The organism is Ewingella sp. C233 (assembly GCF_055407225.1).
In genome coordinates this window covers 1,556,729-1,574,746 of record NZ_JBUZRI010000001.1, presented here as the reverse complement: position 1 = coordinate 1,574,746, position 18,018 = coordinate 1,556,729, and the positions used below count along the sequence as shown (strand labels likewise).

General features: G+C 50.0%; 18 protein-coding genes. 11 read left to right on the top strand and 7 right to left on the bottom strand.

The window, feature by feature from the left end:
* Nucleotides 1-84: 84 nt before the first annotated feature.
* From tsaB to rnd, 4 genes are all read left to right on the top strand, one after another.
* Nucleotides 85-786 carry a tRNA (adenosine(37)-N6)-threonylcarbamoyltransferase complex dimerization subunit type 1 TsaB gene (gene tsaB / locus ACZRKO_RS07095; protein ID WP_463736513.1) on the top strand — a complete coding sequence of 234 codons (702 nt, stop codon included), beginning with the start codon at nt 85-87 and terminating at the stop codon, nt 784-786.
* A 63-nt stretch (nt 787-849) separates the two neighbouring features.
* Complete coding sequence (locus ACZRKO_RS07090) at nt 850-1,470, top strand: Slp family lipoprotein (protein WP_463736512.1); 621 nt, start codon at nt 850-852, stop codon at nt 1,468-1,470.
* A gap of 258 nt (nt 1,471-1,728) precedes the next feature.
* Nucleotides 1,729-3,426 carry a long-chain-fatty-acid--CoA ligase FadD gene (gene fadD / locus ACZRKO_RS07085; protein ID WP_463736511.1) on the top strand — a complete coding sequence of 566 codons (1,698 nt, stop codon included), beginning with the start codon at nt 1,729-1,731 and terminating at the stop codon, nt 3,424-3,426.
* A 135-nt stretch (nt 3,427-3,561) separates the two neighbouring features.
* Nucleotides 3,562-4,683, top strand: coding sequence for a ribonuclease D (gene rnd, locus ACZRKO_RS07080; RefSeq protein WP_463736510.1), 1,122 nt, complete (start codon nt 3,562-3,564; stop codon nt 4,681-4,683).
* Between the two features lie 328 nt (nt 4,684-5,011).
* On the opposite strand, the gene minE is transcribed toward rnd, so the two are convergent.
* Genes minE through minC form a run of 3 tightly spaced genes read right to left on the bottom strand, consistent with a single transcriptional unit; the run spans nt 5,012 to nt 6,811 of the window.
* The gene (minE, locus tag ACZRKO_RS07075) at nt 5,012-5,281 is read right to left on the bottom strand and encodes a cell division topological specificity factor MinE (protein WP_463736509.1); all 270 of its coding nucleotides are present in this window, start codon (nt 5,279-5,281) and stop codon (nt 5,012-5,014) included.
* Nucleotides 5,282-5,284: 3 nt separating this feature from the next.
* Nucleotides 5,285-6,097 (bottom strand): septum site-determining protein MinD, encoded by an 813-nt coding sequence (gene minD, locus ACZRKO_RS07070; RefSeq protein WP_140474027.1) that lies wholly within the window; start codon nt 6,095-6,097, stop codon nt 5,285-5,287.
* Between the two features lie 24 nt (nt 6,098-6,121).
* Complete coding sequence (gene minC / locus ACZRKO_RS07065) at nt 6,122-6,811, bottom strand: septum site-determining protein MinC (protein ID WP_463736508.1); 690 nt, start codon at nt 6,809-6,811, stop codon at nt 6,122-6,124.
* A gap of 136 nt (nt 6,812-6,947) precedes the next feature.
* Between minC and ACZRKO_RS07060 the strand changes: the two genes are divergently transcribed.
* The 5 genes from ACZRKO_RS07060 to ACZRKO_RS07040 all read left to right on the top strand — a co-directional run bounded on the left by ACZRKO_RS07060 (nt 6,948) and on the right by ACZRKO_RS07040 (nt 10,535).
* Complete coding sequence (locus ACZRKO_RS07060; protein WP_463736507.1) at nt 6,948-7,220, top strand: YcgL domain-containing protein; 273 nt, start codon at nt 6,948-6,950, stop codon at nt 7,218-7,220.
* Between the two features lie 120 nt (nt 7,221-7,340).
* Nucleotides 7,341-8,507 carry a lytic murein transglycosylase gene (locus tag ACZRKO_RS07055; protein ID WP_463736506.1) on the top strand — a complete coding sequence of 389 codons (1,167 nt, stop codon included), beginning with the start codon at nt 7,341-7,343 and terminating at the stop codon, nt 8,505-8,507.
* 22 nt (nt 8,508-8,529) lie between these two features.
* A complete protein-coding gene (locus ACZRKO_RS07050; protein ID WP_463736505.1) occupies nt 8,530-9,186 on the top strand; it encodes a fumarylacetoacetate hydrolase family protein in 657 nt (218 codons plus the stop codon).
* Nucleotides 9,187-9,305: 119 nt separating this feature from the next.
* Entirely contained in the window at nt 9,306-9,755 is a 450-nt protein-coding gene (locus ACZRKO_RS07045; protein ID WP_463736504.1) for a YcgN family cysteine cluster protein, read from the top strand.
* A gap of 321 nt (nt 9,756-10,076) precedes the next feature.
* Nucleotides 10,077-10,535, top strand: coding sequence for a hypothetical protein (locus ACZRKO_RS07040; protein WP_463736503.1), 459 nt, complete (start codon nt 10,077-10,079; stop codon nt 10,533-10,535).
* Between the two features lie 69 nt (nt 10,536-10,604).
* On the opposite strand, the gene dsbB is transcribed toward ACZRKO_RS07040, so the two are convergent.
* Together dsbB and nhaB are read right to left on the bottom strand one after the other, a co-directional pair.
* On the bottom strand, nt 10,605-11,138 hold the full coding sequence (gene dsbB, locus ACZRKO_RS07035) for a disulfide bond formation protein DsbB (RefSeq protein ID WP_463736502.1): 534 nt from the start codon (nt 11,136-11,138) through the stop codon (nt 10,605-10,607).
* Between the two features lie 187 nt (nt 11,139-11,325).
* Nucleotides 11,326-12,903: a sodium/proton antiporter NhaB gene (gene nhaB / locus ACZRKO_RS07030; protein ID WP_463736501.1), complete on the bottom strand. Its 1,578-nt coding sequence runs from the start codon at nt 12,901-12,903 to the stop codon at nt 11,326-11,328.
* A gap of 242 nt (nt 12,904-13,145) precedes the next feature.
* Between nhaB and fadR the strand changes: the two genes are divergently transcribed.
* On the top strand, nt 13,146-13,865 hold the full coding sequence (fadR, locus tag ACZRKO_RS07025) for a fatty acid metabolism transcriptional regulator FadR (protein WP_463736500.1): 720 nt from the start codon (nt 13,146-13,148) through the stop codon (nt 13,863-13,865).
* 75 nt (nt 13,866-13,940) lie between these two features.
* Here the strand turns inward: fadR and ACZRKO_RS07020 are convergent, their stop codons facing one another.
* Together ACZRKO_RS07020 and ACZRKO_RS07015 are read right to left on the bottom strand one after the other, a co-directional pair.
* Nucleotides 13,941-15,476 (bottom strand): SpoVR family protein, encoded by a 1,536-nt coding sequence (locus ACZRKO_RS07020; RefSeq protein WP_463736499.1) that lies wholly within the window; start codon nt 15,474-15,476, stop codon nt 13,941-13,943.
* Between the two features lie 235 nt (nt 15,477-15,711).
* Nucleotides 15,712-16,215, bottom strand: a complete 504-nt coding sequence (locus ACZRKO_RS07015) for an N-acetyltransferase family protein (protein WP_463736498.1) — start codon at nt 16,213-16,215, stop codon at nt 15,712-15,714.
* Nucleotides 16,216-16,704: 489 nt separating this feature from the next.
* Here ACZRKO_RS07015 and ACZRKO_RS07010 point away from each other — a divergent pair, with 489 nt between their 5' ends.
* Nucleotides 16,705-18,006: a D-amino acid dehydrogenase gene (locus ACZRKO_RS07010; protein WP_463736497.1), complete on the top strand. Its 1,302-nt coding sequence runs from the start codon at nt 16,705-16,707 to the stop codon at nt 18,004-18,006.
* The last annotated feature ends 12 nt before the right edge of the window (nt 18,007-18,018 follow it).

Below are 18,018 nucleotides of genomic sequence, written 5' to 3'. Positions count from 1 at the left end.
GGTTATGCTAGAATTCCGCCCCGAAAAAGGCCTTTACCTGCGGGTTTATGGCCTTTAACTCCTTTATTCCGCCTGAGGGTTGGCATGTCCACGCGAATTTTAGCAATTGATACGGCGACAGAAGCCTGTTCGGTTGCACTTTACAATGATGGCGAGACGCTCGCTCATTTTGAACTCTGCGCGCGCGAACACACGCAGCGTATTCTGCCGATGGTTCAGCAAATCTTGTCCGAAGCGGGCCTGACGCTCAGTCAGCTCGACGCACTGGCTTTTGGCCGTGGTCCTGGCAGTTTTACCGGCGTACGTATTGGTATTGGTATCGCTCAGGGGCTGGCTTACGGCGCTGAACTGCCGCTGCTCCCGATATCCACTCTGATGACCATGGCGCAGGGCGCGCATCGCCTGAACGGTGCTGAGCGCGTATTAGCCGCCATTGATGCTCGCATGGGCGATGTCTACTGGGGCGAGTATTACCGCAGCGCAGACGGTGAGTGGCAGGGCGAAAAGAGTGAAGCGGTGATCAAACCCGAGCAGCTCAAGATGCGCGCCGCCGATTTCTCGGGCCGTTTTGCAACCGTCGGTACCGGCTGGCAAACCTATCCTGCTCTGCTGGGCGAAACGTCGAGCGCAGAACTCTTTGATGGTGAGATGTCTCTGCCACAGGCCGAAGACATGCTGCCATTAGCGCTGCAAATGTGGCAGCGCGGCGTGCGCGTTACCCCTGAACATGCGGAACCTGTTTATCTGCGTAACGAAGTGACCTGGAAAAAGCTTCCCGGACGGTGAGTTATAGCAACTTGTGCATGAAACCGTGGTCAAAATTAACAATATCGTCCAGGAGTTTTTGCTATGCGTAAGTGGTCAGGTGTTCCACGGTTTTCGGCTCTGACGTTCAGTGCCATCAGTTTGAGTGTTTTATTACTGTCCGGTTGCGTCACGGTCCCCGATGACATTCGCGGAACAACGGATACGCCGCAGATGAATCTGCAAGTGGTGCAGGGCGCGCCACAGCTGTATGTCGGTCAGGAAGCGCGCTTTGGCGGGAAAGTGGTAGGTATTACCAACGAGCAAAATAAAACGCGCCTTGAAATTGCCACGATGCCACTTGATGATGGTGCAAGACCGATTCTCGGCGCCGCTTCACTCGGGCGTATTCATGCGTATGTGAATGGCTTCGTTGATCCTGTCGATTTCAAAGGTCAGTTGGTGACCGTTGTCGGGCCAATTACTGGTGTTGAAGAGGGCACCATCGGACAGACGTCGTATAAATTTGTTACGGTGAACGTCAACAGCTTCAAACGCTGGCGCCTTACTCAACAAGTCGTGATGCCACCGCAACCAATGGGGCCATGGGGTTGGGGATACGGAGGCCCTTATGATCCACGCTGGGGGCGAGGCTATGGGCCCGGCTGGGGCCCCGGTTGGTATGACACACAACCGGCACGTGTCGAAACCGTCGTCACCGAATAAATCACCGCCACCGGTCAGAGGAAAAGTGCCACCCCCTCCTCCTCCGGCGGCGAACAAGAAGTGAGTAAGATTTTTATAGGCGGCTCAGGCCGCCTTTTTCTTTTTTGGGCCATGGAGGCCCAGCAAAATTAGTGACCGGCCTCTCAACCTAAACATTGTTTAAAACGCAACTGGTAAGCTGAGTTAAAATATTGTTAAAGACGTGATAAAACTCGTCACATTGAGATGGCAGCAACACATGATTTCAGGAGTATTACCTTGGAAAAGGTTTGGCTAAAACGTTACCCATCGGATGTTCCTGAGAACATCGATCCGGACCGCTACAGCTCGCTGGTGGAGATGTTTGAGAATGCCGCGCTGCGTTATGCAGATAGCCCGGCGTTTATCAACATGGGCGAGGTGATGACGTTTCGTAAACTTGAAGAGCGTAGCCGCGCATTTGCTGCTTACTTGCAAAATGAACTAGGGCTGAAGAAGGGCGATCGTGTCGCACTGATGATGCCGAATTTGCTACAGTACCCAATAGCCCTGTTCGGCGTGTTGCGCGCCGGTATGGTGGTGGTCAACGTCAACCCTCTGTATACCCCGCGAGAGCTCGAGCATCAGCTTAATGATAGCGGCGCTAGTGCGATCGTCATTGTGTCGAACTTTGCCCATACGTTGGAGAAAGTCGTCTACAAAACGCAGATTAAGCATGTGATCCTGACCCGCATGGGTGACCAGTTATCCGCTGCAAAAGGCACGCTGGTGAATTTCGTCGTTAAATATGTCAAAAGACTGGTGCCGAAATACCATCTGCCTAATGCGATCTCCTTTCGCAGCGTACTTCAGCAGGGACGGAGGATGCAGTACATCAAGCCGGATGTGATCAATAGCGATTTAGCCTTCCTGCAATATACCGGTGGGACCACCGGTGTGGCGAAAGGAGCGATGCTGACTCACCGTAATATGCAGGCGAATCTTGAGCAGGCGAAGGCGGCGTATTCACCGTTACTGCAACCGGGTCATGAATTGGTGGTGACCGCATTGCCGCTTTATCATATTTTCGCGCTGACGGTAAACTGCTTGCTGTTCATTGAACTGGGCGGGCGGAGTCTACTTATTACCAATCCGCGGGATATTCCAGGGATGGTCAAAGAGCTGGCGAAGTACCCCTTTACCACCATCAGCGGTGTGAATACCTTGTTCAACGCGCTGCTCAATAATGAAGATTTCCGAGAACTGGATTTCTCTACGCTGCGCCTGTCAGTCGGCGGGGGTATGTCAGTGCAGAAATCGGTGGCGGATAAATGGGAAAAACTCACCGGCAAACATTTGCTTGAAGGCTATGGTCTGACAGAATGTTCACCGCTGGTGGCCGGTAACCCTTATGATTTGAAACACTATAGTGGCAGCATTGGCTTGCCGGTGCCTTCAACTGAGGTGAAACTGGTCGACGATAACGGTCATGAAGTGGCTGACGGCCAACCTGGTGAACTGCTGATCCGCGGGCCGCAGGTGATGCTCGGTTACTGGCAGCGTCCGGCTGCTACCGACGAGGTGCTAAAAGATGGCTGGCTCTCAACCGGTGATATCGTTACAGTGGACGAGCAGGGTTTTTTACGCATCGTGGATCGTAAAAAAGACATGATCCTGGTATCAGGTTTCAATGTTTACCCTAATGAAATTGAAGAAGTGGTCTCTCAGCATGAAAAAGTGCTGGAAGTGGCGGCAATAGGGATTGCGAGCGAATCGTCCGGCGAAATCGTTAAGATTTGCGTGGTGAAAAAAGATCCCTCGCTAACCAGTGAAGAGTTGCTGGCCCACTGTCGCCGGATGCTGACAGGCTACAAAGTCCCTAAGATTATTGAGTTCCGCGATGAATTGCCGAAATCAAATGTTGGCAAGATTCTTCGTCGCGAACTTCGTGATGAACAGAATAAACCTAAGTCTGATGCGGCACAGAACGCCGCGTAGCATGTCACAAGTTTGTTTGGTTTGACGCAGCAGACTCTCACAACGCCGGCGATGTCCGGCGTTGTCACGTAACAAAGCAATGATACCCACGTGATTCAACGTGAATAACGGGTATATGAAGAAGAGAATCAAAGTTTGAACTATCAGTTAATCACCACCAACGACGCACTGGAGCAGGTTTGCCTTCAGGCGCGCGCGCACAGCCAGATTGCCCTCGATACCGAATTTGTCAGAACCCGTACCTATTACCCGCAGCTGGGCCTGATCCAACTGTTTGACGGCGAAACACTGACCTTAATTGACCCTTTGCCGATCACTGCATGGCAGCCCTTTATTGATCTGCTGACCAACCCGGATGTGGTGAAGTTCCTTCATGCGGGTAGCGAGGATCTTGAAGTCTTCCTCAATGCCTTTGGTGTGATGCCTGTGCCATTAATTGATACCCAGATTCTGGCAGCCTTCAGCGGGCGTCCTCTCTCCTGCGGTTTCGCACGTTTGGTGCAGGAAACCACGGGTGTGGAACTGGATAAAAGCGAATCACGCACTGACTGGATTGCCCGTCCTCTGAGCGAAAAACAGTGTGTGTATGCCGCTGCCGATGTCTGGTATTTATTGCCACTGGCAAAACAGTTGATGCGCGAGACACAAGAAGCAGGGTGGATGAATGCTGCTCTGGATGAATGTCTGGCGTTATGTCGTCGCCGTTCCGAAGTGCTGCTACCTGAGCTGGCTTATCTGGACATCACCAATGCCTTCCAGCTGCGCCCACGTCAACTGGCATGCCTGCAGAAGTTAGCGTCCTGGCGCCTGACTCAGGCCCGTCAGCGTGATCTGGCGGTCAACTTTGTCGTGCGCGAAGAGAATCTCTGGCAGGTGGCGCGTTATCAGCCGACGTCATTAGGTGAACTTGAGGCGCTGGGCCTGAGTGGTCCGGAGATTCGCTACCACGGGCGCACATTGCTGGCACTGGTGGCAGAAGCCAATGAGTTAGATGACACCGAACTGCCTGCACCGCTATCGAACCTGATTGATCAGCCGGGTTATCGTAAGGTGTTCAAAGACATTAAAGCGCTGATTCAAGCTGTCAGTGAAGAGAGTGGGCTGAGCGTTGAATTATTAGCTTCCCGTCGCCAAATTAACCAATTGTTAAACTGGCATTGGCAGTTGAAGACCAAAGAACATTTGCCTGAACTTATTAGCGGATGGCGTGGGAAGTTGTTGGCTGATAAATTAAGCGAAATACTTAAAGAATATTAAGATGTCGTCAGATTTATAGCGTAAGAAAAGTAGTTGAAAGGGCAGGCAGCGTTCTGCCTTTTTTATTGCTCAATAATTACTATGGAAAAAAATAGGAGGGGAATTAACATTAACTCTCGGTGAGATTAGCAGGTTATAGATAAGCGAAGCGATAACCTATTAGAAAACTCTCATTCACTGTTTGACGATATTTGGTATGTATAATAACAGTAACCAATAATTGAAGAGGGAAAGTAGCGGGTGTTGTATATTTATACAGTTACCCCCTGAAGGTCAGGGGGCTACTATTTTGAAGAAAAAGGCCTCAAAAAGAACAGTTCCATCTCTGTCATTTAGGCGCTTCTTCCGATTCCGGTAAGGTGACGTTAAGTTCAAGTACTGAAATATCATCACCTTTTTGCTCAAACTGTACCTGGAGCATTTCAGGGTCAATCTTGATGTATTTGCAAATCACCGCAAGAATATCGCGTTTGAGCTCCGGCAAATAAGAGGGTTCACTGTCCCCCCTGCGTCGCTCAGCTACGATGATTTGTAGCCGTTCCTTGGCTATATTGGCTGTCGGCTTTTTGCGGGACAGAAAGAAATCTAACAAGGCCATGGTTTATCCCCCAAAAAGGCGTTTCAGGAAACTCTTCTTCTCTTCTTCAATAAAACGGAACGCGCGTTCTTCACCAAGCAGACGGCTGACGGTGTCATCGTACGCTTTACCCGCATCGGATTCCTGATCGAGAATGACTGGTTCGCCCTGGTTGGACGCGCGCAGTACAGACTGATCTTCAGGGATCACACCTAATAGCGGAATGCGAAGAATTTCAAGCACATCTTCCATACTAAGCATGTCCCCGCGGCTAACGCGGCCCGGGTTATAACGGGTGAGAAGCAGGTGTTCTTTAATCGGCTCTAAGCCTTGTTCCGCACGACGGGATTTTGAGGACAAAATACCTAAAATGCGGTCTGAGTCACGAACTGAAGAGACTTCAGGGTTGGTGGTGATCACCGCTTCGTCAGCGAAATACAACGCCATCAGGGCGCCGGTTTCAATGCCTGCCGGTGAGTCACAGACCACGAAATCGAATCCCATCTCATTCAGGTCATTAAGAATTTTTTCAACGCCTTCGTGAGTCAGCGCGTCTTTATCACGCGTTTGCGAAGCCGGAAGAATAAACAAATTGTCAGTGCGTTTATCTTTGATAAGCGCCTGATTCAGCGTGGCATCACCCTGTATCACATTGACAAAATCATAAACAACGCGGCGCTCACAGCCCATGATCAGGTCAAGGTTACGCAAACCGATATCAAAATCGATGACTACGGTTTTCTTGCCTTTTTGAGCTAAACCGGTAGCAATGGCTGCGCTTGAAGTGGTTTTGCCAACGCCCCCTTTACCCGATGTAACAACTATAATGCGTGCCATGAAAGGATTCCTTGTCAAAAGGGCTTAGTTTAAAGGTTGTATGGTTAACACGTTATTCAACAGGCTGAGGCGTGCTGCCTGTCCGTAATAGTCGGACGGGATTTGATCACTCAACCAGTACTGCCCTGCGATTGAGACTAGCTCAGCTCCCAGATGCGTGCAAAATATCTGACAATTTGCATCACCTGCGGCACCAGCCAGCGCACGGCCTCGCATCATGCCATAAATATGGATGTTGCCATCGGCAATAAGTTCCGCACCGGCGCTCACACTACTTGTAATGATGAGATCGCTGTTACGGGCGTAAATCTGTTGGCCAGACCGGACTGGCGAGCTGATGATCCGGGTTTTCGCTGGCGCGTTGTCTGGCACGACAGGCACCGGCGGTTCTGCGGCAATACGCTGCGCACGGCCTTCACTCAGTAGCGGTAAACCGGTACGGGAGATGGCACGTTTCTGACGTTCGTCTTTGCAACCACTGATGCCTACAACGCGAAAACCAGCAGAAGCGACAGCCTGTTGAATGTCTTTCCAGTTCGCTTCGCCTGTAAGCGCCGCGACGTTGATAACAACAGGGGCATTTTTGAGAAAAGCAGGAGCTTGCTCCACTTTTTCTTGTAATGCCTGATGAATAACCTCGGGTTGTGAACTATGTAAATGAACAACCGATAAGGTAAAACTGCTGCCTTTTAGTTCTATTGGCGATTGTGACATCTATCCTGACTCAGTCTCAGCAACTTCTAATCCCCGGAATACCACTCGGGGGGCGATATTCCGATGTACGATAAGCATGTTATAGTTACACTTATATCTAGGCAAGCCACCGTTTCAATAAATTAGAGTTAAAAAAATGCTTTGTGCCATCTATAGAAGTAACAAACGCGATCGAACTTACCTATATGTCGAAAAAAAAGACGATTTTTCCCGTATCCCTGAAGAATTATTGCAAGGATTTGGTAAGCCAGAGTTCTCGATGGTGTTAAACCTCGCTCAGCGAAAAAAATTAGCCACTGCCGATATTGAGAAAGTAAAAAAGTCACTCGAAGAGCAAGGTTATTATTTACAAGTTCCACCGCCAATGGAAAGTTTATTGAATATGCACCTGGAAAACGGTGAAAAATAAAGCGTTGTCATGGGTTGTTGGTGAGATTTTGTAAATTCGGAGCTGTCGTCTTGCATTCATCTCCTGCCTCCTTCAGGTTGATGACAACCCAGATGCATCGAGATAATAAGGAATAGCGTGATGAAATTGTCGGTATTGGCAGTCTTAGTGACCAGTGTGATCCTCAGCGGTTGCGCCAGAGAAAGTGTGGCCACGGAACCTCAGGTCGTCGCACCGACGGCGACAGCGCCTGCGGCGGAGAAACCCGCTAAAACTACGCTGGCTGACCAGGGGCGCGATCCCGCAGAGTTTCCGGCCTATGTTGAGCAGCTTAAAACTCAGGCCCGCCAGCAGGGCATCAGTCAGCAGACTATCGACAGCGCCTTCGCGAATGTGCACTTTCTCGATCGCGTCATAAACTCCGACCGCAATCAGCTGGAAAAGAAAATTACGCTGGATGATTACCTGACGCGCGTCCTGCCGCAGGCAAAAATCGAGCAGGCTCGGATCCAGTATCAGGCCAATCTCCCAGCACTGACTCAGGCCAGCGATCGTTATGGCGTGCAACCGCAGTACATCGTTGCTTTGTGGGCTATGGAAAGTAATTTCGGTAAAATTCAGGGCAAAGAGGATGTTTTTTCCGCCCTGGCGACATTGGCCTTTGAAGGGCGCCGCGAAGCCTTCTTTACTAAAGAATTCATGGCTGCACTGAAAATTGTCGACTCCGGTCACGCGACCAGCGACATGATGAAGGGCTCCTGGGCAGGCGCTATGGGCCAGTCGCAGTTTATGCCGACCTCTTATCTGAATTACGGTGCAGACGGTGATGGTGACGGGAAAATTGATATCTGGAATGATACCAACGATGTCTTCGCATCCACCGCCAATTATCTCTCTACCGAAGGCTGGAAAAGGGGACAGGGCTGGGGACAGGAAGTAAAACTCCCGGCTGGTTTTGATGCGAGTCAGACCGGTCTGAAAAACAACCAGATGCATACGGCCAGTTACTGGCAGCAAAAAGGTGTGACGCCGGCCGATGGTAGCACGCTGAGTTCCACGGCTACCCGCGCTTGGATTATCACCCCGGATGACCTGCAAGGCCGAGCATTCCTGGTTTATGATAATTTCCGTACTATCATGCACTGGAACCGCTCGACCTATTTCGCATTGAGTATCGGCATGATGGCTGATGCTATTGTGGCAGAACCGGCTCAGGCTGAGACTCAGACGCCTGCAGCGGCAAGGCCCAACGCACCGGCGGTCACGGCACCGTCTGCTCCGGCGGGTAAAAATCCTTTTGGCGGCTGACTGACACTTTCAGGAGTTTCTCATGTACCAACACAGAGACTGGAACGGCGCGTTACTCGATTTTCCGGTAAACAAAGTGGTGTGTGTTGGCAGCAATTACGCTGATCACATCAAAGAGATGGGCAGCCAGACTGCAGCTGAGCCGGTACTGTTTATGAAACCAGAAACGGCGCTATGCGACATTCGTCAGCCCATTGCTATCCCTGCGAATCTGGGTTCGGTGCATCACGAAGTTGAACTGGCTGTTCTGATTGGAACGCCTCTCAAACAAGCCAGTGAAGATCGGGTAGCTAATGCCATTGCGGGCTACGGCCTGGCTCTGGATTTAACGCTGCGTGATTTGCAGGCTGGGTTTAAGAAAGCCGGTCAGCCATGGGAAAAAGCCAAAGGTTTCGACGGGTCATGTCCGATCAGCGGATTTATCCCGGTCAGTGAGTTTGGTGATGCTCAGGCGGCCGACCTGCTATTAATTGTGAATGGTGAGGTCCGCCAGAGTGGAAACAGCCGCGATATGCTGACCAAAATTCTGCCGCTGATCGCCTATATAAGCCGTTTCTTTACGCTTCGAGCGGGCGATATCATTCTAACGGGTACACCGCAAGGTGTGGGGCCGATGGCGACTGGCGATATCATTGAGGTATCACTCAATGGGAAAAGTGTCACTACCCGCGTTATTTAAGCCCGCCTGATCTGCCGCAAGTTATCCGCTGCCTGGGCCGTTTTCAGGCAGCTTTACTTGCATCTGTGCGCTAAAATGTTTATATAAGCCCCCTCATTTTATTAAACCCGGATGCCACCATGACTGAACCCAATTTTTGGCAGCAAAAAAAGCTGTCTGAAATGACTGATGAAGAGTGGGAAGCGTTGTGCGACGGTTGCGGGCAATGCTGCTTACATAAGTTGATTGACGAAGATACAGACGAAATATATTTCACCAACGTCGCCTGCAATCAGCTCAACATTAAGTCCTGCCAGTGCCGTAACTACGACCGCCGTTTCACACTGGAAGAAGACTGCATCAAACTTACCCGCGAAAATCTCACCACTTTTGACTGGTTACCGCCAACCTGCGCCTATCGTCTGATCGGTGAAGGGAGGTCATTACTTCCATGGCACCCGTTGCTCAACAAGTCCTCAAAATCAGCGATGCATACGGAGCGCATTTCCGTGCGTTATATTGCTGTACGCGAGGATGATGTTGAAGACTGGCAGGACCACATCATGAATAAACCGAGCTGGGCTAAGTAAGACCTCAGAAAACGAAAAAGCCCCGAGTATATAAAATACCCGAGGCCTTACCAATCATTGCTACATGAAGTGGACGGCGATTATGTCTAAAGCGGGGGGATTAGTAAACAACTAAATCCGTGATGGGTAAGTGTTTTTTGCTAAGCCACTGCGGGATGCCACAGTGCTTGTTTTATAAACCCGCTAAGGCGGGTTTTTGCTTTTAAAAATACGAAAAAACAGCATTCTGCACATGATGCATTGCCTTAGTTTCTCTCGCTGCTATCATTTGCACATCAATTTTTTGCATATCAATGGGTTCGTCCATTCAGGAAGACAACGATGAAAAAAACGTTTATTGCGCTGGCAGTACTGTTAGTGGCCGGTTGTTCGGGTAAGAATCCCTATCAGCCAGCCCCGCAGGCCCTTCAGTCTGCGGTAGTGACTGAAAGCCAGACCAACAAAACGCAGAGCCCTGAGCAGGATAAGGCAGATCAGGTTAAAGCCGAGCAGGGTAAAACCATTGTCCGGCTTCACCGGATGGATCAGTGGACCGTCATTCCTTTCGAGAGAACCTGTCCGCTGTATGTGCGCGTGGATGGCAAACTGGTTGCGGCACTGCAATTTAACGAATATGTCGATTTACGCATGGTCAACGGACAGCGTAATGTCAAAGTGAGCCTTGCCTGTACGATGACCGGCCGGTCTGCCGAAGCGGTTATTGACGCTAATGGCATACATCAAGAGTATGAAACTGACAGCGGTTGGTATGGTCAGCTTCGTTTGTGGCGTACAAAGTAACGTGTAGAACATAAAAAGAGGCGCCTGTTGAGGCGCCTCTTTCGTTTTAATCTTTTAAAAAAATCAGTCTCAGCGACCGAATAAATCACGACGCTTAGGTTTTACAAACTGAGCAATCAGGACCAGCGCGCCAATAACCATAAACACGCTGAAAACGACGACCAACCACTGCGGCATACCGAGGCTCAGGAATTCCCACTGTTTTTCTGCGCAATCGCCAGAAGCAACAAACACAGCAGGGAACCATTTATCTAACGGTAACCAAGTTGGGAAGCGCGCTGCGAAGTCGCAGGTCGCAAACGGTGAAGGATGCAGCTGGATCATGGTGTGTTCCCATGAGAGGCGGATCCCTTCGTAGGCGCTATAGAGCCAAATAAAAATACCGGCATAACGAAATACTCCGGATTTTGGGGCAATAGCACCCACAATCCCGGCACCCATAATGCCAAACAGTGCGCAACGTTCATAAATGCACATGACGCAAGGTTTTAATAACATGACATGCTGAAAGTAAAGGGCGACGAGTTCAAGAACCAAAGCGGTTAATGCCATCAGAAGCCAGGCACCGCGCCCTTGAGAGCAACGGTTAAGGTATTGCAACATAGTTTTTTTTCCATGCAGTAAGCTACTGGCAAGCAGTGTAAACCAATTCATCTTGGCTGCCAGCCCGTTGATTTCAAAATCAGTTAAAAATAGTGCGTAAACCGCACTCTTTGGCGTCGGATAGGGAGATTTGCTTTAATCCGACACCTTAGAGGAACACTAATGTTTAGCGTTCTTAAATCGTCTGTTAATGCATTGGGATAATCCCGTGAGCATCCGGTAACGATATCCACTGCATCGCACTAAACCATGCAGTCATATCAGGCAATAAATATTGCACACACAACCAACCTGTCAGAGTCATCACCACCGTATAAGGCAGTGCCATCCACACCATACGGCCATAGGAGAGGCGAATAAGTGGCGCAAGTGAGGAGGTCAGCAGGAAAAGAAACGCAGCCTGACCGTTGGGGGTGGCGACGGAAGGCAAATTGGTACCGGTATTGATGGCAACAGCCAGCAGTTCAAACTGTTGTACCGAAATTGCGCCGCTTTGTAATGCTGCCTTTGCCTCGTTGATATAGACGGTACCGACAAAGACGTTATCGGAAACAGAAGAGAGCAGACCATTAAACAGATAAAACAGCGAAAGCTGATCGCCGGGCTGTGCCTGCAAAACGAAATGGACGATCGGGCTGAACAGATGCTGCTCAATAATCACCGCGACGACGGCAAAGAATACCGTCAGTAAGGCGGTGAAGGGTAATGAATCCTGGAAGGCCTTACCGATCGCGTGCTCATCAGTCACCCCACAAAGTGCCGTAGAAAAGATAATCACCGACAAACCAATCAGTCCGACCTCAGCCAGATGAAAAGCCAGCGCTGCAATCAGCCACACACCAATGATCGCCTGCACGTACAGCTTGATGCGTTCTTGCTTATCGCGTTTAGCACTATTTTGCTGGTCATATTTCTTGAGCACTTCAAAGACCGGATGCGGTAATTTTGCGCCGTAGCCGAACAGACGAAAACGTTCTACCAGAAAACAGACTATCAGCCCGCAGACGAAAACCGGCACTGAGACAGGTGACATCCGCAGGAAGAAATCGGCAAATTGCCAGCCCGCAGATTTTGCAATAATCAGGTTTTGCGGCTCACCGACCATGGTCATCACGCCGCCCAGCGCGGTACCCACCCCTGCATGCATCATCAGGCTGCGCAGGAAGGCGCGGAACTGTTCCAAAATGGCCTGACGTTGTTGGTTTCCGGTAAAGCTGCTGTCGTCTTTAACATCTCCCTGGTCGTCGTTACTTGATGCCACACGATGATAAATCGAGTAGAAGCCAACGGAGACGCTGATCACCACGGCGATCACGGTCAGGGCATCAAGAAAGGCGGAAAGGAAGGCGGCCGCGAGGCAGAAAGAGAGCGACAGGGCGATTTTACTACGGATATTCAATAGTAATTTCGTAAACACAAACAGCAGCAACTGCTTCATGAAATAGATGCCGGCGACCATAAAGATAAGCAGCAGGATCACTTCCAGATTCGAGGCAATTTCCTCGCGTATCCGCTCCGCGCTGGTCATACCCATCATCACTGCCTCAATAGCCAGCAATCCTCCTGGTTGTAAGGGATAACACTTCAGCGCCATGCCCAGTGTGAAAATGAACTCGACAACCAGCAACCAGCCCGCCAGAAAAGGGCTGACCAGAAAATAGATCAACGGATTAATAATAAGAAAGGCGATGATCGTCAGCTTATACCAGGCGGGCGACTGGCCTAGAAAATTTTTGACGAACGCGCTTCTGAAAGTCATGTCCATGCTGTTGTCGTTCTCCAGAGTGTAATGCAAGAAAATCAATACTATAGGCTAGTCAGTTCAACCACTAAAGGCGAGTCAAATGAATAAAAAGTTCGGTAATTGCTTAATTAAGGGAAAATAGTGCCAAGCTATGCACAGTTTCAACACAAGTTCTGACAGGCCGCTATATCCTGTCTTTTTCGTCTGGTATGATGAGCTGAACTACATCGCTTATAAAAAGTCCTAAACGGAACGTAAAAAACATGGTTATTAAGGCGCAGAGTCCTGCCGGTTTCGCCGAAGAGTACATCATTGAAAGTATTTGGAACAGCCGTTTCCCACCGGGAACTATTCTACCTGCTGAACGTGAACTTTCTGAATTAATTGGCGTAACCCGTACCACATTACGTGAGGTATTACAGAGGCTTGCGCGCGATGGCTGGCTGACGATCCAACACGGCAAGCCGACTAAGGTCAACAATTTCTGGGAAACTTCCGGGCTGAATATTCTGGAAACGCTGGCACGTCTTGATCACGACAGCGTACCGCAGCTGATTGATAATCTGCTGTCTGTCAGAACCAATATTGCGACTATCTTTATCCGTAAAGCGATGCGTCGTAACCCGGAAGAGACACAGCAGGTTCTGGCTAAGGCGCAGGAGGTCTCTGACAGCTCGGAAGCCTTTACCGAACTGGATTACGGAATTTTCCGCGGTCTGGCGTTTGCCTCAGGAAACCCGATTTACGGATTGATTATCAATGGATTACGCGGCCTGTATACCCGCGTCGGGCGTTATTACTTCTCCAATCCGGAAGCACGTAAACTGGCGATAACTTTCTATCAGAAGCTTTCCCGCATCTGCGATGAAAAGAGCTATGATCAGATTGTCGATTGCGTACGTGATTATGGTCGTCAGAGTGGTGAAATCTGGCACAGCATGCAGGGCGCGATGCCCGGTGATCTGACCGACAAAAAACGCTAATCAGCCACACCAATAATTTCTAAAGGAAAGGGCGCCTGAGCGCCCTTTTTTATGATTTAAATTCGCCGCTACACCTCACAGCGCAGCTGGACGTGGCGGGCATCGCTCCAGTAACTCCACACCACCATCTTCATTTAACTGCTCCATGAACACGTCAAAGCCCCACAGGCGGTGAATGTGCTTCATCACTTCCCGGCGGCTCTTGTCAAGCGGGGCGCGGTCCTGCGGGATATAACGCAGCGTCAGCGAACGGTCACCTCGCAAATCCACATTCCAGACCTGAATGTTTGGCTCATGATTACTGAGGTTGTACTGAGCGGATAATTCCTGGCGGATCGCGCGGTAGCCTTCCTCATTATGAATGGCGGCAATCTCAAGATAATTGTTGTGGTCATCATCGAGCACGGTGAACAGTTTGAAGTCGCGCATGACTTTTGGTGACAGGAACTGGCTGATGAAGCTCTCATCCTTAAAATCACGCATGGCAAAATGCAGAGTTTCAAGCCAGTCAGAACCTGCGATGTCCGGGAACCAGTAACGATCTTCCTCCGTGGGTGACTGACAGATTCGCTTAAGGTCCTGGAACATGGCAAACCCCAGCGCATAAGGGTTAATACCGCTGTAATAGGGGCTGTTGTACGGCGGCTGGAAAATCACGTTGGTATGGCTGTGAAGAAACTCGAGGATGAATTTCTCCGACACTTTCCCTTCGTCATACAGATGATTAAGAATGGTGTAGTGCCAGAAGGTTGCCCAGCCTTCGTTCATTACCTGCGTCTGTTTCTGCGGATAAAAATACTGGCTGATCTTGCGCACTATGCGCAGGATCTCACGCTGCCAAGGTTCCAGAAGCGGTGCATTTTTTTCCATAAAGTAGAGAATGTTTTCCTGCGGTTCGGACGGGAAGCGCCGGATGTGCTCCGGCGCATCCACATTGTCTTTTCGTGGCAGGGTTTTCCACAGTGAGTTTACCTGACTTTGCAGGTAAGCTTCGCGGCTTTCCTGGCGGGCTTTCTCCTCCAGCAGAGAGATCTTTTGCGGTCTTTTATAGCGATCAACACCGTAATTCATCAACGCATGGCAGGAGTCGAGCAAACGCTCTACTTCTTCTACACCGTAGCGCTCCTCGCACTGACTAATGTAGCGGCGGGCAAACAGCAGATAATCCACAATTGAACTGGCATCAGTCCAGCTGCGAAACAGATAATTGTTCTTGAAGAAAGAGTTGTGTCCATAGCAGGCGTGCGCCATCACTAACGCCTGCATGGTCATGGTGTTTTCTTCCATCAGATAGGCAATGCAGGGGTTGGAATTGATGACAATTTCATACGCCAGCCCTTGCTGACCGTGCTTATAGCGCTGCTCGGTTTCGATAAACTTCTTGCCGAACGACCAGTGCGTATAATTGATGGGCATACCGATGCTGGAGTAAGCATCCATCATCTGTTCGGACGTGATCACTTCAATTTGGTGCGGGTAGGTTTCAAGCCGGTAAGATTTCGCGACCCGATCAATTTCTTCGAGGTAAGTCTGCAATAACTCAAACGTCCAGTCCGGTCCATCGCTCAGACGTTTGTCTTCAGTTTTGTGTTCCTGGGTCTTTGTCGTCATAAGCCGCCACCCTCATTCAGTTACGGACGCAACAGAGTGTTTGATTCAGAACTGTTTCTTACTAATTTGCGCGCCCCTTGATAATCGTAGCTCAATCTGTTGGTGATGGAGAGTTTCCCCGCCACAAAGTGAACATACACCTTCGTGGGCATTGTGTAATTAGCGGTCAATCGCCTATACATAAATTTGCCATTTACCCCCGTGTCCAGGGCTAAATGGCGGCAAGCACTTTGCGTTATACGTTTACCATCACCAAATCGCGATGCTTGTCTTTACCGACATAAAAAGAAGTTTCTCCGACAGAGCTAAACCCTTGGCGAGTGTAAAACTTAAAGGCGCGTTCATTTTCGTCATTGACCAATAATCTTACGCCGCCGGAAACGGTTTGCAGGGTGGCTTTTACCAACTCCTGCGCGTGGCCCGCGCCATGAAATTCCGCCAAAAGATAGCAACGCGTTAGTTCGGGAATGCCATCCGCCTGCGAAATTCCTACAGGTTCAGGTTTAAGATTCAGCAGGCTATAGCCAATAATGCGTCCGTCTACTTCGAGAACGTGGATTTTCCTCTTTGCGGAACTGAGGATATTTTCAAAGTTTGCCACTTGCAGGTTATCGGCAATGTAGTTCTTTATATCTTCGGCAGGAGTGCTTACTGGGCAAGCCATAGGGAAGGTGGTAATGGCTAAATCGCTGATAGACTTGGCATCTTCAAGCGTTGCAAGACGAACCTGTAAACTCATCGAAATCTCCCTAATGGGTTGTTTAACGGGGTATTGATTGGAGTTAGCCATGGCCTGATCGGTAACGCAACACCAAGTGCGAATTAAAACGCTATGGAGCCAATGGCGGGTTAGAAGGGAGTAAAATCGGCTCTCGACATGACACCATCTGACAATATTTCCAATAACTCAATTTTTAGATGATTATTCTGCAAAATCGCATTTTAGTTAGAGTTAAATAACAAAAAAAATGCGCCTTTAAACGCTAATGCTGAACAGAGAAGAATTATTGCCACGACAGTCACATTCTTGATTTACCGTGATGATAGCCTGAATGTTGCGCGTTATTGTTATTTTTAAGTAACTATTGAAAAAAATCTTCAGATCGAGGATAAATAATTGTGAATTACGTCACAGTTATAACTACGGATGTTGGCAGTTTTCTTCCGTCAGGTTAATTTCCTGTGCACAGAATATTATGCTTTATATTGCCTTGGACTGGAGTTGAGTATGCGTGTGGTAATTTTAGGCAGTGGCGTCGTCGGTGTCGCCAGTGCTTGGTATCTGGCGAAAGCCGGACATCAGGTAACGGTCATTGACAGACAAGCCGGTCCGGCGGAAGAGACCAGCGCGGGGAATGCCGGGCAGATCTCCCCTGGCTATGCCGCGCCGTGGGCCGCTCCGGGTGTTCCGCTGAAAGCCATTAAATGGATGTTCCAGCGCCATGCGCCGCTGGCCATTCGCCTTGATGGCAGCCGTTTCCAGTTACAGTGGATGTGGCAGATGCTGCGCAACTGCAATATGGATCACTACCAGACTAACAAAAGCCGCATGGTCAGACTGGCGGAATACAGCCGCGACTGTCTGAAAGCCCTGCGCGAAGATACCGGTATTCAGTACGAAGGGCGTCAGGGCGGGACGTTACAACTTTTCCGTACTGCACAACAGTTTGAAAGCGCGTCCAAGGATATTGCAGTTTTACAGGATGCGGGCGTGCCTTATCAGTTGCTGGAAGCCAGTCAGTTGGCGACAGTGGAACCGGCGCTGGCTCAGGTAGCGCATAAGCTGACCGGAGGCCTGCGTTTGCCGAATGATGAAACCGGCGACTGCCAGCTGTTTACTCGCCAATTGGCTGAGATGGCGCGTCAGGCGGGTGTAGTATTTGAATTTAACCGCAGCGTAGACAAGCTGCTGGTAGAAAACGGCCAGGTCACCGGCGTGCAGTGTGGTGCAGAAGTCGTTATAGGCGACGCCTACGTGGTGGCTTTTGGTTCTTACTCGACGGCCCTGCTGAAAGATTTAGTCTCAATTCCGGTCTACCCGCTGAAAGGCTATTCGCTGACCATCCCGATAACCGATCCCGCTTCTGCACCATACTCCACCGTGCTCGATGAGAGTTATAAAATTGCCATTACCCGTTTTGATGATCGTATCCGCGTCGGCGGGATGGCAGAAATCGTCGGCTTTAATACTCAGCTGGCAAAAGCGCGGCGCGAAACGCTGGAAATGGTCGTTCGTGACCTCTATCCGAACGGTGGCAACATTGAACAGGCCACCTTCTGGACCGGCCTGCGGCCGATGACGCCGGACGGCACGCCAATTGTGGGCAAAACCCGCATTAAAAATCTGTTTCTCAATACCGGTCACGGGACGCTGGGCTGGACCATGGCCTGTGGCTCAGGCCAGCTGCTGGCAGACATTATGTCCGGCGTGACACCGGCGATTCCGGCGGATGATCTGGCTGTTGAACGATACAGTGCGGACTTTGCGGCAACGCATCCGACCAGCCACAAAATGCATCCGATCGGTTAATCCCGTTTCCTA

Bases quoted from the DNA above. Each gene is read 5' to 3' on its own strand.
- ACZRKO_RS07010 (WP_463736497.1), top strand. From the start codon at position 16,705: ATGCGTGTGGTAATTTTAGGCAGTGGCGTCGTCGGTGTCGCCAGTGCT.
- dsbB (WP_463736502.1), bottom strand. From the start codon at position 11,138: ATGTTGCAATACCTTAACCGTTGCTCTCAAGGGCGCGGTGCCTGGCTT.
- ACZRKO_RS07055 (WP_463736506.1), top strand. From the start codon at position 7,341: ATGAAATTGTCGGTATTGGCAGTCTTAGTGACCAGTGTGATCCTCAGC.
- ACZRKO_RS07050 (WP_463736505.1), top strand. From the start codon at position 8,530: ATGTACCAACACAGAGACTGGAACGGCGCGTTACTCGATTTTCCGGTA.
- ACZRKO_RS07060 (WP_463736507.1), top strand. From the start codon at position 6,948: ATGCTTTGTGCCATCTATAGAAGTAACAAACGCGATCGAACTTACCTA.
- fadR (WP_463736500.1), top strand. From the start codon at position 13,146: ATGGTTATTAAGGCGCAGAGTCCTGCCGGTTTCGCCGAAGAGTACATC.
- minE (WP_463736509.1), bottom strand. From the start codon at position 5,281: ATGGCCTTGTTAGATTTCTTTCTGTCCCGCAAAAAGCCGACAGCCAAT.
- ACZRKO_RS07040 (WP_463736503.1), top strand. From the start codon at position 10,077: ATGAAAAAAACGTTTATTGCGCTGGCAGTACTGTTAGTGGCCGGTTGT.
- ACZRKO_RS07020 (WP_463736499.1), bottom strand. From the start codon at position 15,476: ATGACGACAAAGACCCAGGAACACAAAACTGAAGACAAACGTCTGAGC.
- nhaB (WP_463736501.1), bottom strand. From the start codon at position 12,903: ATGGACATGACTTTCAGAAGCGCGTTCGTCAAAAATTTTCTAGGCCAG.
- minD (WP_140474027.1), bottom strand. From the start codon at position 6,097: ATGGCACGCATTATAGTTGTTACATCGGGTAAAGGGGGCGTTGGCAAA.
- ACZRKO_RS07045 (WP_463736504.1), top strand. From the start codon at position 9,306: ATGACTGAACCCAATTTTTGGCAGCAAAAAAAGCTGTCTGAAATGACT.
- ACZRKO_RS07090 (WP_463736512.1), top strand. From the start codon at position 850: ATGCGTAAGTGGTCAGGTGTTCCACGGTTTTCGGCTCTGACGTTCAGT.
- tsaB (WP_463736513.1), top strand. From the start codon at position 85: ATGTCCACGCGAATTTTAGCAATTGATACGGCGACAGAAGCCTGTTCG.
- ACZRKO_RS07015 (WP_463736498.1), bottom strand. From the start codon at position 16,215: ATGAGTTTACAGGTTCGTCTTGCAACGCTTGAAGATGCCAAGTCTATC.
- minC (WP_463736508.1), bottom strand. From the start codon at position 6,811: ATGTCACAATCGCCAATAGAACTAAAAGGCAGCAGTTTTACCTTATCG.